This is a genomic window from Sphingobium sp. 3R8, assembly GCF_020166615.1.
GTDB classification, from domain to species: Bacteria; Pseudomonadota; Alphaproteobacteria; order Sphingomonadales; family Sphingomonadaceae; genus Sphingobium; species Sphingobium bisphenolicum.
Genome location: NZ_JAIQXR010000001.1, coordinates 51224 through 64784 on the forward strand (window position 1 = coordinate 51224; position 13561 = coordinate 64784).

A 13561-nucleotide genomic window follows, 5' to 3' on the forward strand; every position below is an offset into this window, starting at 1 on the left:
GATTGGCGCGCAATTGGCGGTGCTTGGCTCCTTCTGGGGCTGGCGTTTACGCCCGCAGTTGGTCTAGACCGGCGCCATGACCGATGGTTTGCGGATACGACGCCGCTCTTCAGGCCGCCCGCATGCCGCCCGGCTCCTTCTCGCGCCGTTGCTGCTTGCCGCGCCCGGCGCTCTGTGCGCGCAGGAGACGCCGGCCGAGGTCGCGCCGGAGCCGAACCAGACGCTCGACGCAATGCCCGACATCGGCGTCGACTGGCCCGACATGGGCCAGCCCGATACGATCGCACCGCTGCCCGCAGACCCGGTGGACGATCAGGCCCAGGCCGGCAATTCCGGCAATCCGGTCGCGACGGATATGCCCGCCGACCTGGCGGACCAGGCGTCCGGTCCCGCCGACGACGTGGCCAGCTTCGCCGATGCGGGCGAAGAGCGTCGCTACACCGTGCTGCTGAGCGGCATCGACGCTATCGCCGATGCCCAGTTCACCTTGCGCTTCGACGAATTGTCCGTGCTGCGCCAGGGGCAGGGCAAGTCCGCCAACCTCGCCCAGATCAACCGGCGCATGAAGGAGGATGGGGAACTGCTCGACCGGCTGTTGCGCGCGAAGGGCTATTATGCCGCGCGCATCCGCAGCGCCGTCGCCGCGCCGCCGCCGGGCAGCGATCGGCTGGCGGTCACCTTCGACATCACGCCCGGCACCCGATATCTGCTGGAATCGGTCGATCTCACCGGCCTGGCGGAAACGGCGGGGCAGGAAGCGCGGCTGCGCGCGGCCTTCCCGCCCAAGGTCGGCGATCCCGTCGATGCCGATGTGATCCTCGCCGGGCGCGATGCGCTGGCGACCAAGCTCGCCGAAAGCGGTTTTCCCTTCGCCAGGGTGGATGAACCCGAAGTGCGGATCGATCATGAGGAGCGCAAGGGCGATCTCGACATCATCGTCGCGCCCGGCGGCTTCCGCCGGTTCGGCGCGATCCGTATGGACAATGAGCAGTTGTTCGACGCGCATCATGCGCAGGAAATCGCCCGCTTCGATCCGGGCGACACCTATATGGCCTCCGATGTCGAGGATCTGCGCCGCGCCATCGTCGCCACCGGCCTCGTCTCCTCGGTCAGCCTGAAGCCGGTCGAGGCGGGCGATGGCGAGCATGTCGACCTGGCCGTCGATGTCCGTCCGGCGCCGCTGCGCACAATCGCGGGCGAACTGGGTTATGGCACGGGGGAGGGCTATCGCGCGGAAGTCAGTTGGCAGCATCGCAACTTCTTCCCGCCCGAAGGCGCGGTGACGCTGCGCGGGGTGCTCGGTACGCAGGAACAGACCGCGTCCTTCACCTATCGCCGCAACAATTTCCACCGGCGCGACAATGTGCTGACAGGGTTGCTGTCGGTCAGCAACATCAAGCGCGACGCCTATGATGCGCGCACCATCACCCTGTCGGGCGGGCTGGAACGCCAGACCAACATATTGTTCCAGAAGAACTGGGTGTGGCGGGTCGGCGCGGAACTGGTGGCGTCCGACGAAGCCGACGCCTTTTCGGGCGGCGCGCGCCGCACCTTCCTGATCGGCGCGATCCCCCTGAGCCTGACCTATGACGGCAGCGACGACCTGCTCAACCCCAGCAAGGGTTTCCGGCTGGGTGGCCGGATCAGTCCCGAACTGTCGTTCCAGAACACCACCTTCGGCTATGCCAAGGTGCAGCTGGACGGTAGCGTCTATCAGCCGATGGGCGCGAAGCTGGTGATGGCGGCGCGGGCGCGCTTCGGCACGATCCTGGGATCGACCGTCGATCAGATCGCGCCGTCGCGGCGCTTCTATGCCGGCGGGGGGGCGTCTGTGCGCGGCTATGGCTATCAGGCGATCGGGCCGCGCTATGGCGAGAATGACGATCCCGTCGGCGGCAAGAGCCTGGCCGAATTTTCGCTGGAGGCGCGGGTGCGCTTCGGCAATTTCGGCGTCGTGCCCTTCGTCGATGCCGGCAATATCTCCACCAGCTTCGTGCCGCGCTTTCGCGACTTGCGCATCGGCGCGGGCATGGGCGTGCGCTACTACAGCAATTTCGGCCCGATCCGCGTCGATGTCGGCACGCCGATCAACCCGCAATCGGGCGATCCCAAGGTGGCCGTCTATGTCTCGCTGGGGCAAGCTTTCTGATGGCCGACGACGCACCCGTCGATCCGGTCGTCCCGCCGTCGTCCACGCCTCGGCCCCGCCGCGCCTGGGACGGACGCTGGCAGCGCTGGCTGGCCGGGCTGCTGGCGGCCATGGTCGTGATCGTCGCTGGCGCGCTCCTGTGGCTCGATACCGGTGGCGGGCATCGCTTCCTCGCCACCCGGATCGCGGCGATCAAATCGTCGTCGGGGCTGCGCATCCAGGTCGGCGGGATAGAGGGCAGCATCTACCGCAAGGCGGTGCTGCGCGACCTCATCCTGTCCGATCCGAAGGGCAAGTTTCTGGAAGCCCCGCGGGTCGAACTGGACTGGTGGCCCTTCGCCTGGCTGTCCAACCGGCTCGACATCGACCGGCTGGTGATCCCGCGCGCGACTTTGCACAAACTGCCCAAGCTCAACCCGACCCAGCGGCGCGGGCCGATCCTGCCGGGTTTCGACATTCGACTGATGGAATTTTCGGTCGGCCGGCTGGATATCGCGCCCTCCGTCACCGGTCGCGCGCAGGTCGCGACCATGGCGGGCGACGCCGATATTCGCGGCGGGCGCGCCATCATCGACCTGACGGCGCGCACGCTCGACGGCAGCGATGCCCTGACCATAGCGCTCGACAGCCGCCCGGATGACGATCGCTTCAAGCTGGACGTGACCGTCAACGCACCCAAGGCCGGCCTGCTGGCGGCCATGGCCGGGTTGCAGCAGGACGCCAATCTGCGCATCGGCGGCAAGGGCGGCTGGAGCCGGTGGGACGGCCGTCTGTCCGCCACGCTGGATGGTGCGCCCGCCGCCGATGTCGTGCTGGCCGCGCGCAGCGGCGCCTATTCGGCACGCGGCACGGTGGAGGGCAATGCGATCGCCGGCAACGGACTGCTCCGCCGCGTCGCCGCGCCGCGCCTGTCCTTGCGGGCCAGCGGCACGATGGTCGACCGGGTGATCGACGGACGGCTCTCGCTCCGCTCCGCGGCGGTCGATCTGGCCGCCGACGGCGCGATCGACCTGCGCAACAACGCGCTCGACAATATGCGGATCGACCTGAAACTGACCCGGCCCGAAGCGCTGCTCAAGGATGTGCGCAGCAGGGACGTTGCAGCAAAGATCCGGCTGGATGGCCCCTTTGCGGGGCTGGGCTATGAATATCTGGTCACTGCGCGCCAGTTGACCATCGACCGGGCGATCATCAACGACCTGCGGGCGGAGGGCAAGGGACGCGCGCCCCGGAACGGCCCGGCGCTCATCCCCCTGCGGCTGCGCGCGCGCAGCGTCGATGGTCAGGGCGACCTGGTCGCGGGCATATTGCGCAATTTCCAGCTCGATGGCGTGTTGCAGCTCAAGGGGCAGCAGATCGTCAGCAATCCCATGCAGCTGCGATCGGACAAGCTGCGCGGCAAGCTGGTGGTGATCGCGGACTTGAAGACCGGCCGCTATGATGCGGGGTTGGACGGCCAGATCGCCAATCTCTTCATTCCCGGTTTTGGCATCGTGGACCTGACATCCAAGCTGCGCGCCGTGCCGCGCGCCGATGGCCGCTTCGGCCTGTCCGGCAATGCGCTGGCGCGGGTGCGGCGGCTGGACAATGATTTCCTGCGGACATTGGGCGGCGGCCTGCCGACCGTGCGCAGCGGGCTGGACCTGCTGCCCAACGGCGATCTGGGGCTGCGCGACCTGCGGCTGGAATCGCCGTTGCTGATGCTGACGGGGCAGGGCGTGCGCCATCGCGACCAGACGCTGCATCTGGAGGGCGTGGGCCGCCATGGCCGTTATGGGCCGGTGACGCTGACGCTGGACGGCATGATAGACCGGCCGACCATCGACGTCCTGCTGGCCCGGCCGATGGATGCTCTGGGCCTGCGCGACGTGCGGGCGAAGCTGATTCCCGACGCCAATGGCTATAGCTACACCGCCAATGGCGGATCGACGCTCGGCGCCTTCACCGGGCGGGGCGTCATCCTGTTGCCGCATGGCGGGCAGGCGGTGGTGCGGGTCGCCAACCTCGCCGTGTCGGGCGTGACCGCCAGCGGCGATATCCGGCCCATTGCCGGCGGCCTGGACGGCCAGCTCAGCGTCATGGGACCGGTCACCGGCTATATCAATTTCAAGCCGGTGGACGACAATCAGCAGGTGCAGCTCAAACTGACCGCCAACGACGCCAGCTTCGAAGGACCGACCGTGATCGAAGTCCGGCGCGGTACGCTGGACGGCACCATCTTGCTCGATCCCACCGGCACCACCGTCACGGCGACGGCGCAGGCGCGGGGCCTGCGCGTCGGCGGCGTGCTGCTCGGGCGCTTCGCCGCCAATGCCGAACTGGTCGATGGCAAGGGCAAGATACGCGGCAGCCTGTCGGGCCAGCGCGGCCGCCTGTTCGACCTGCAGGGTGAGGCGGACGTTCAGCCCGACCGCATCCGCCTGACCGCCGGCGGCACCATCGACAAGCGGTCGATCCGCCTGACCCGACCGGCAGTGCTCACGCGCGCCGAAGGTGGCTGGCGCCTGTCGCCCGCTACCATCGCCTATGCCGGCGGATCGCTGCAACTGGCGGGCGAACTGGGCGGCGCCGCGACCCATATCGAAGCGCGGATGCAGAAGCTGCCTCTGGCCCTGCTCGACATCGCCTATGACAATCTGGGCCTGGGCGGCATGGCGACCGGATCGTTGAGCTACGCCCAGCCGCGCGGCGGCCTGCCCAGCGGCAAGGCTGAACTGCGCATTCGCGGCCTGTCCCGCTCCGGCCTCTCGCTCAGCTCCCGCCCGGTCGATGTCGGCGTCAATGCCGTGCTGACCGGCGAACGGCTCGCCACTCGCATGGTCTTCGTCGCCGACGGCAAGACGATCGGCCAGGCGCAGGCGCTGCTCAATCCGCTGGGGACGGAGGGCGGTCTGGCGACGCGCCTCAACCGCGCGCCCTTCTTCGCCCAGTTGCGCTTCAACGGCACGGCGGACACGCTCTGGCGGCTGACCGGGGTGGAGATCGTCGATATCGCCGGCATGGTCGGGGTGTCGGCCGACATGCGCGGCACGCTGGGCGAGCCGGTCATCACCGGCACCTTCGCCACGGACAATGCCGCGATCAACAGCCCGGTGACCGGTATGCGCCTGAAGGACGTCAAGGCGCGCGGCCGCTTCTCCGGCGCGCAACTGGTCATTTCCAGCTTCGCCGCCACCGCGCAGAATGGCGGCACAGTCAATGGTACCGGCCGCTTCACCTTCAACGGCATCGCCGGCGTGGGCATGGACCTGAGCCTTCAGGCCGACAATGCCGCGCTGCTGGAGCGTGACGATATCGCCGCGACCGTGACCGGCCCCATAACCCTGCGGTCGGACGGGGTGGGCGGCACGATCGGCGGTGACCTGCTGCTCAACAAGAGCCGCTTCACCATGGGCCGCGCCGCCGCCGTGGCGCAAATTCCCGAACTCAAGGTGGTGGAGGTCAACCGCCGTGGCGACGAGATCGAGCGGCCGCGCTCCAACGTCCCCTGGGCGCTCGCCATCAAGGCACGGGCGCGCAATCGCCTGACCGTCACCGGCCTCGGCCTCGACAGCGAATGGCGGGCGGACCTGGACCTCGGCGGCACCGTCACCAGTCCGACGATTGCGGGCCGGGCGGAACTGGTGCGCGGCGGCTATGAATTTGCCGGCCGCCGCTTCGAATTGCGCGAAGGCCATATCCAGTTCGATGGCCGAACGCCGGTCAACCCGACGCTCGACATCAGCGCGGAGGCGGACGTCAGCGACCTCAGCGCCACCATCCATGTCGGCGGCACCGGCCTGAAGCCGGACATCAGCTTCACCAGCGTTCCCGCGCTGCCGCAGGACGAACTGCTCTCGCGCATCCTGTTCGGCACGTCGATCACCAACCTGTCCGCGCCCGAAGCGCTGCAACTTGCCTCCGCCGTCGGATCGCTTCAGGGCAATGGCGGGCTGGATCCGATCAATGCCGTGCGCAAGGCGGCGGGTCTCGACCGGCTGCGCATCATCGCCGCCGACCCGACCCAGGGGCAGGGCACCTCGATCGCCGCGGGCAAATATCTGACCCGCAAAACCTATGTCGAACTCATCACCGACGGACAGGGCTATAGCGCCACCCGGATCGAATATCAGGTCACGCGCTGGCTCTCTCTGCTCGGCGCCATTTCCACGCTGGGCCGCGAAAGCGCGAACGTGCGGGTTTCCAAGGATTATTGATGTGACCAAAAGCCGGATCGACGCGGCCACCGCGATCAGCGTGATGGACCTGTTCACCATCGGCATCGGCCCTTCCAGTTCCCATACGGTGGGGCCGATGCGCGCCGCACTGATGTTCATGGATAGCCTGCCGCAGACGCCGGTGCGGGTGCAATGCGAACTGTTCGGTTCGCTGGCGCTGACCGGCCGGGGCCATGCGACCGATAGCGCCATCCTTCTTGGCCTGTCTGGCTATCGCCCCGAAAGCGTCGATCCCGACCAGATCAGCGCCATCCTGACCGCCATTCGCACGGACGGCCGCATCCGCGCGGGCAGCGCCGTGGATCATATGGTCCCGTTCGAGGAAGCGCGCGACCTGCTGTTCCGCATGGGCGAATTTCTGGAGGCGCATAGCAACGGGATGCGCTTCACCGCCTGGCTGGACGGGCGCGATGCCCCGCTGGTGCGCGACTATTATTCCATTGGCGGCGGCGCCGTCCTGCTCGGCACCGCCCCGACCGATGACGCCGCGCCGCTCGGCCATAATGTCGTCCAGCCCTATCCCTTCTCCTCCGGCGCGGAGATGCTGGCGCAGGGCGAAGCGACCGGCCTGTCGATCGCGACCCTGGTCCTGCGTAATGAAGGGGCGTGGCGCGTACAGGCGGAAACGGACGCTTTCCTCGACAGCGTGATCGACGCCATGAGCGCCTCGATCGACCGTGGCCTGGAGCAGGAGGGGCTATTGCCCGGCGGCCTCAAGGTCCGTCGCCGCGCCCGCGCCATCCACCAGCGGCTCCGGCTGCAACAGGATGCGCTGGGCCCGGCGCAGATTTTCGAATGGGTCAGCCTGTTTGCGCTGGCGGTGAATGAGGAAAATGCGGCGGGCGGCCGGGTCGTCACCGCGCCGACCAACGGCGCGGCAGGGGTGATTCCGGCGGTGCTGCATTATTATCGCCGCTTCGTGCCGGGGGCCGATCGGGATGGTGAGCGCCGTTTCCTGCTGACCGCCGCGGCCATGGGCTTCCTCTACAAGAAGCGGGCCTCCATTTCCGCCGCCGAAATGGGCTGCCAGGGGGAGGTCGGCGTCGCCTGCTCGATGGCGGCGGCCGGGCTTGCCGCGGTACTGGGCGGCACCAATGGCCAGATCGAAAATGCCGCAGAGATCGGCATGGAGCATAATCTTGGCCTCACCTGCGATCCGATCGGCGGCTTGGTCCAGATACCCTGCATCGAGCGCAACACGATGGGCGCGGTCAAGGCGATCAACGCCGCCTATCTGGCGCTTCAGGGCGACGGCCGCCACATCGTCAGCCTGGACGCGGTGATCGAAACCATGCGCCAGACCGGCGAGGACATGGCGAGCCGCTACAAGGAAACTTCGCTCGGCGGTCTGGCCGTCAATGTCGTGGAATGTTGAAAATCGTTCCGGCGGTTCACCGCCAGATCGGCACGCTCGCACGGCGAACGGAGCTGATTTTGTGACATTAAGGCCACATATTCAAATGTTTATCTCCCGTTCATGAAACAAAGGCGGCCGCTCCGGCTTGTGCGTCTCACCCCCTGAGAGAGGGGACAGAATGACACACGGAGTATCTGTTATGCGTAAGTTGATGGTCGCAACCCTTCTGGCCGGCGCCACCGTCGCCACCCCCGTTTTCGCGCAGGATGTCGGCCCCACCTTCACCGGCCCGCGCGTCGAAGCGATACTGGGCTATGACCGCACCGGGGCTGGCAGCGATGTCGATAACGACAATGGCCATGACGATCAGAAGATCGACGGCCTGCTCTACGGCGTCGGCGCCGGTTATGACGTGAACCTGGGCAGCGCGGTCGTAGGCGTGGAAGGCGAATATACCGACTCCACCGCCAAGAGCAGCCGCACCGACTTTTCCGACCAGTTCGGCTTCGGCCGCGTCAAGCAGGGCCGCGACCTCTATATCGGTGCGCGCGCCGGTATTCTCGCCAACCCCGCGACCCTGGTCTATGTGAAGGGCGGCTACACCAACACCAAGCTCGACGTGCTGGCCGGCGACACCAATCAGGAAACCGACACCGCGTTCAAGCTGGACGGTTGGCGCATCGGTGCCGGCGTGGAGCGGGCGATCAACGCCAATACCTTCGCCAAGATCGAATATCGCTATTCCAAATATGAGGATGCCCATATCAACTTCGCCAATGGCGCGACCAGCGACGAATTCGGCATCGACACCGACCGCCATCAGGTCGTCGGCAGCGTCGGCTGGCGTTTCTGATCGCCGATATCGGCCAAGGGAAGGGGCTGGTCGCGAGACCGGCCCCTTTTTCGTGGAGCAAGCTATTGCCCCTATCAGTCCGCGTGCAGGGCTGCTATTGACATCCGTGTGAGTAACGCGATTCCCCACCGCTTCCCGATCGGCATCGATCCGATCGACATCGACTTCATGGGTCATGTCAACAATGCCAGCTATCTGAAATGGGTGCAGGCGGCGGTGCTGGACCATTGGCGCGCGCTGGCCCCGGCCGAAGCGGTCGCCCAGCATCTCTGGGTCGCGCTCAAGCATGAAATCACCTATCGCAAGCCCACCTTCCTGGACGACGACGTGATCGCCACCGTCCTGCTGGAAAAGGTGCAGGGCGCCCGCGCCTTCTACGAAACCATCATCAAACGCGGCGAGGAAGTGCTGGCGGAGGTCAAGTCAAGCTGGTGCTGCATCGACGCCAGCAGCCTGCGCCCGGCCCGGTTGACGCGCGAGGTGATCCAGCATTTCTTCGTTGGCGACGCGGAGTCCGAACGCTGACAAGCCCGCGCTAACGGTTAGCCGACAGGTCGATCTTCACCGCATGAGTTTTAATCGGCATGGCTAGGATGAGAGCCGCCGCTATGGGCGCGGCCGCACCCCAGGCATAGTTTTGGTGCGGATATCACGCACTGCCTGCACCACGCAGAATAGCGCAACCGAGAGCAGCACGACGAACCAAAATTCCGAAATTTCCATGCCCCGCCCTAAAGCGTCGCCTCAATCTCCCGCGCCGCCATGTCCGGATTCTCTGCCAGGCTGATCGGCCGCCCGACCACCAGAATCGACGCGCCCCGGTCCAGCGCCTCGCGCGGGGTCACGGCGCGCTTCTGGTCGCCCAGCGCGCCGCCGGCCGGCCGCACGCCCGGCACCACGAAATAGCCGTCGGACCAGTGTTTCTTGACCGCGGCCACTTCCTCGCCCGAACAGACGATGCCGTCCAGCCCCGCGCTCTGGGCCAGGTCGGCGAGGCGACGGACCTGATCCTCCGCCTTTCCGCCCACGCCGATATCCAGCAGATCGCCATCGTCCAGGCTGGTCAGCACGGTGACGGCGACGACCTTGGTGTTCACCCCGGCCGCCGCCTTGGCGTCTTCCAGCATCGCCCGGCCGCCAGCAGCATGGACGGTCAGGATCGCCGGTTCCAGCAGGTGCAGCGCCTGCACCGCCTTGGCCACCGTATTGGGGATGTCGTGGAGCTTGAGATCGAGGAAGATCGGCAGGCCGAACTTCATCATCTCATGCACGCCATGATGGCCATTGGCGCAGAAAAATTCCAGACCCAGCTTCAGCCCGCCGACATGATGCTTCACCTGACCGGCCAGCGTTTGCGCCTTGCTCAGGTCGGGAGTGTCGATGGCGACATAGATGGGGCTGCTCATGCTGGTCCTGTGGTGCTGGGGGTGGGGGCGAGCGGGTCGGGGAGGCCGGCAACGGCTGACACATCCGAAAAGGCGGGCGGTGGGGGCGGGGCGGAGGCGGTGGTGGCGACCACCAATGCGCGCTCGGTGCTGTCGAGCCGGCGCTTCAGACGCCAGCGGGTGGCCCGCGCCATGATCCAGAAGGGCAGCGCCCCCAGCAGGAAAGCGCCGATCAACAATACGGGCAGCTTGGTTTCCATCACCATGTCGCCCCACAGGCGCACGGTCACGGGCACGTAGTTCGCCATACAGAAGAAGGCGAGTCCCACGGCGATGACGACCCAGAAGGCTGTCCGCAAAAATTGCATAGGCTGAACCCTTCGCTGCTGCTTTGGGGTAGCTTAGGCGATCCCGGCGGATTTCGGAAGCGTCTGGTCGATTTTGTCGATGGCGATCGTCATGGCGACGCGCGCGGTGTCGCCGGGCATCACCGTCGCCATGCCGCCGCGGTTGATCGCGTCGGGCATATGGCTGACCGGCTCCAGGCAGAAATCGACGCTGCCCGGCGGCCGATAGACGTGCAGAAACCCGGCCCCGGTCGCTCGCAGCGTCAGGCGCAGGCCGTCGCCGCGCCGGATCGTCGCGGTCCCGTTCCAGCCGGTATAAACATTGTCGACCAGCGTGTCGCCGCGCACGATGGCAGGCCGCGACCAGTCGCCCAGCATATCGGCGGCGGCGTGGCGGTCGGGCAGCATGTCCGGGGTAGAGAGCCAGAGGCCGTCCGCGTCGAACTGGATCATGGTCGCGGCGTCGGCCAGGAAATAGGGGTGAAAGCCCAGGCCCGCGGGCATCGGCAAGTCGCCGACATTGGTGATGGACAGCGACATGGACAGGAGCGAAGGGGTCAGCGCGACCTGCTGCTCCGCCCTATAGGGCCATGGCCATCCGTCACCGCCGCCATGATCGTGGGTCAGGCGCGTAGCCGCTGCAAGTGTCTCGCTCGCCGTCCATGCCGTCTGCCAGCCAAAGCCATGGATGCTGTGCGGATGGTCGCCGAAATTGAGGGGAAGCCGATAGTTTCGTCCGTCAAAGGCAAAGCGCCCGTTCGCTATGCGATTGGCGTAAGGCACCAGCGGAAAGCTCGCCATCGCAAGTGGATCGCTGGCACCGTCCGGCGCACGGCGCAGCAGATCCACGCCGTCCAGCGCGAGGCCCAGCAGCGATCCGCCGACAGCGGGCGAAAGGGCCGCTTCCAGCCCTCCCGCCCGCAACAGGATCGTGTCCGTGCTCAGCCTTCCATATCCTCAAGCTCGCGCCCCTTCGTCTCATGCACCATCTTGCGCACGAAGAAGAAGCTGATCGCCGCGAACAGGGCATAGCCGGTATAGGTCACGACCAGCCCCGGCGACACGGCCAGCGCCGGGAAGCTGACCGAGATGGCGGCATTGGCGATCCACTGGGCGAAGCCCGCAATCGCCAGCCCCGATCCGCGAATCTGGTTCGGGAACATCTCGCCCAGCATGACCCACATGATCGGACCCCAGCTAAGGTTGAAGAAGATCACGTAGAGATTGGCGGAGATCAGCGCCATGAGGCCGTTATGGCCGGGCAGCGACACCGCGCCATCCGCGCCGGTGACGGCGGTGGAAAAGGCATAGGCGACGATCGCGAGCGTCACCGCCATGCCGGCCGAGCCGATCAGCAGCAGCGGCTTGCGCCCGATCCTGTCGACCAGGGCGATGGCGCCCAGGCACGCGCCGATCGACAGCACGCCCGATAGAATGTTGATCTGCAACGCATTATCTTCGGAAAAGCCGACCGCTTCCCATAGCGTCGCGCCATAATAGAAGACGACATTGATGCCGACCAACTGCTGGAAGACGGCCAGACCAATACCGGTCCACACGATCGGGCGAATCTTGCCGGTGGTCTTGCTGATCAGGTCCGACAGCTTGGGCCGGTGATGATCGGCGGCCAGGCTGGCGCGGATTTCCGCAACCTTGCGCGCGGCTTCCAGCGGACCGAACAGGCGCGTCAGCACCACTTCGGCATCGGCATCGCGGCCGCGCGCCACCAGATAGCGAGGGCTTTCGGGGATGAAGAGCAGCGCGATCAGGTAGATGGCCGCCGGGATCGCCTGCAACCAGAACATCCAGCGCCAGGCCGGGAAGTCCAGCCATAGCGGCGCGGTGGAGCCACCGGCATAGCGGGCCAGCACGAAATTGGCGACGAAGGCGCCGGTCAGGCCGGAAATGATCATCACCTGCTGCACGCTCGACAGGCGTCCGCGCACGGCGGCGGGGGTGACTTCGGAGATATAGACGGGTGAAATGACGCTCGCCGCGCCGACGCCCAGGCCACCGATGATGCGGGCGAAGATGAAGATGGCCGAAGACCCGGCGGCGCCCGCCAGCAACGCGCTGCCCAGGAAAAGGACGGCCGCCAGCATCATCACGCCGCGTCGGCCGATCAGGTCCGCCATGCGCCCTGCCATGAATGCGCCGATCGAAGAGCCGACCAAAATCGCGCCGACATTGATGCCGATGCCCAGCTTGCCCAGGTCGAAGGCCGCTTCCAGCCCCTTCTGCGTCCCGTTGATGACGCCCGAATCATAGCCGAACATGAATCCGCCGATCGTCGCCACGGCGACGATTGCGGCGATAAAGGCCATATTGACCTTTTCGGCGCTCCCCTCATTCATCTCTCTACCGTCCTTCCTGTTCTTATATCGTTGCGACATGCCCCGGCAGCCCGGCCACGCCGGGATCGAAGGCGAAGAGATCGCCCGCCAGAGGTTGCTGTGCCAGCGCTGTCATGTCCAGCCCCTTGCGCGCGGTCGTGGCGTAGGCGGTGGTCAGGTCGTCGCCGCCAAAGGCGATCTTGGTGATGTTGGCGACCGGGAAGCGCACCTCCCGCATCAGCGTGCCGGTCGGGTCGTAGCGGCGCACCGCCCAGCCGCCGAACAGGCCGGTCCACAGGCAGCCTTCGGCATCGATGGTGGGACCATCGGGATAGCCGGCGCCATCCTCGATCCGGGCGAACAGGCTTGTATTGCCGACCGTGCCGTCTGGCGCCAACGCGGTGCGCCAGATGCGCTTGTCCAGCGTATCGGTGTGGTACAGGATACGCCCATCAGGCGAGAGGGCAGGGCCGTTGGTGATCGACACGGCAGGCAGGCCGCTTTCGATGCACGCGCCCTCGTGGAGACGATAGAAATGGCCGCTTTGGGCCTCCTCCGCATCGTCCATCGACCCGAACCAGATCGCCCCGTCGGGCGCAACGCAGGCGTCGTTCTGGCGGTTGCCCGGCAGATGGGCTTCGGGGGCATGACGCAGGGTGAAGCTGGCGGTGGCGGGGTCGAAGCTGTGGACGCCTGATTGCAGGCCCACGGCGAACAAGCCATCATCGGTCGGCAATATCCAGCCGACCTGGCCTGGCGTCCCCCAACTGCGCCCGACGTCCAGCGCCGGATCGTAACGATGAATCCGATGTCCCTTGATATCGACGAACCACAAAGCCGCGTCGCGCGCCACCCAGACCGGGCCTTCGCCCAGCGTCGCGCCGACCGACAGCACGCTTTGCGGATCGGCGGTCAACATC

The 13561-nt window shown here is 66.6% G+C and carries 10 protein-coding genes; 5 read left to right on the forward strand and 5 right to left on the reverse strand.

Annotated features, from left to right (window positions below):
- Window positions 1–76: 76 nt before the first annotated feature.
- The 5 genes from K9B33_RS00320 to K9B33_RS00340 all read left to right on the forward strand — a co-directional run bounded on the left by K9B33_RS00320 (window position 77) and on the right by K9B33_RS00340 (window position 9101).
- Window positions 77–2149, forward strand: a complete 2073-nt coding sequence (locus K9B33_RS00320) for an autotransporter assembly complex protein TamA (protein WP_224545806.1) — start codon at window positions 77–79, stop codon at window positions 2147–2149.
- Complete coding sequence (locus K9B33_RS00325; RefSeq protein WP_224545807.1) at window positions 2149–6345, forward strand: translocation/assembly module TamB domain-containing protein; 4197 nt, start codon at window positions 2149–2151, stop codon at window positions 6343–6345. The genes K9B33_RS00320 and K9B33_RS00325 overlap by 1 nt, the downstream gene beginning before the upstream one ends.
- Window position 6346: 1 nt before the next feature.
- Window positions 6347–7741, forward strand: coding sequence for an L-serine ammonia-lyase (locus tag K9B33_RS00330; protein ID WP_318011061.1), 1395 nt, complete (start codon window positions 6347–6349; stop codon window positions 7739–7741).
- 181 nt (window positions 7742–7922) lie between these two features.
- Window positions 7923–8576, forward strand: coding sequence for an outer membrane protein (locus tag K9B33_RS00335; protein WP_224545808.1), 654 nt, complete (start codon window positions 7923–7925; stop codon window positions 8574–8576).
- Between the two features lie 108 nt (window positions 8577–8684).
- Complete coding sequence (locus K9B33_RS00340; protein ID WP_224545809.1) at window positions 8685–9101, forward strand: acyl-CoA thioesterase; 417 nt, start codon at window positions 8685–8687, stop codon at window positions 9099–9101.
- Window positions 9102–9307: 206 nt separating this feature from the next.
- Here K9B33_RS00340 and pyrF read toward each other — a convergent pair whose 3' ends face one another.
- From pyrF to K9B33_RS00365, 5 genes are read right to left on the reverse strand one after another with little or no spacing between them, the layout of a single operon-like run.
- A complete protein-coding gene (gene pyrF, locus K9B33_RS00345; protein ID WP_224545811.1) occupies window positions 9308–9982 on the reverse strand; it encodes an orotidine-5'-phosphate decarboxylase in 675 nt (224 codons plus the stop codon).
- Entirely contained in the window at window positions 9979–10329 is a 351-nt protein-coding gene (locus K9B33_RS00350; protein WP_224545812.1) for a LapA family protein, read from the reverse strand. The genes pyrF and K9B33_RS00350 overlap by 4 nt, the downstream gene beginning before the upstream one ends.
- 33 nt (window positions 10330–10362) lie before the next feature.
- Window positions 10363–11232, reverse strand: coding sequence for an aldose 1-epimerase (locus K9B33_RS00355; RefSeq protein ID WP_224545814.1), 870 nt, complete (start codon window positions 11230–11232; stop codon window positions 10363–10365).
- 17 nt (window positions 11233–11249) lie between these two features.
- Window positions 11250–12662, reverse strand: a complete 1413-nt coding sequence (locus K9B33_RS00360; RefSeq protein ID WP_224545816.1) for a sugar porter family MFS transporter — start codon at window positions 12660–12662, stop codon at window positions 11250–11252.
- A 22-nt stretch (window positions 12663–12684) separates the two neighbouring features.
- A complete protein-coding gene (locus K9B33_RS00365) occupies window positions 12685–13560 on the reverse strand; it encodes an SMP-30/gluconolactonase/LRE family protein (protein WP_224545817.1) in 876 nt (291 codons plus the stop codon).
- Window position 13561: the final 1 nt, after the last annotated feature.

Excerpts from the sequence above, each read along its gene's own strand:
- K9B33_RS00360 (WP_224545816.1), bottom strand. The coding sequence starts at position 12,662 with ATGAATGAGGGGAGCGCCGAAAAGGTCAATATGGCCTTTATCGCCGCA.
- K9B33_RS00335 (WP_224545808.1), top strand. The coding sequence starts at position 7,923 with ATGCGTAAGTTGATGGTCGCAACCCTTCTGGCCGGCGCCACCGTCGCC.
- K9B33_RS00350 (WP_224545812.1), bottom strand. The coding sequence starts at position 10,329 with ATGCAATTTTTGCGGACAGCCTTCTGGGTCGTCATCGCCGTGGGACTC.
- K9B33_RS00320 (WP_224545806.1), top strand. The coding sequence starts at position 77 with ATGACCGATGGTTTGCGGATACGACGCCGCTCTTCAGGCCGCCCGCAT.
- K9B33_RS00365 (WP_224545817.1), bottom strand. The coding sequence starts at position 13,560 with ATGTTGACCGCCGATCCGCAAAGCGTGCTGTCGGTCGGCGCGACGCTG.
- K9B33_RS00325 (WP_224545807.1), top strand. The coding sequence starts at position 2,149 with ATGGCCGACGACGCACCCGTCGATCCGGTCGTCCCGCCGTCGTCCACG.
- pyrF (WP_224545811.1), bottom strand. The coding sequence starts at position 9,982 with ATGAGCAGCCCCATCTATGTCGCCATCGACACTCCCGACCTGAGCAAG.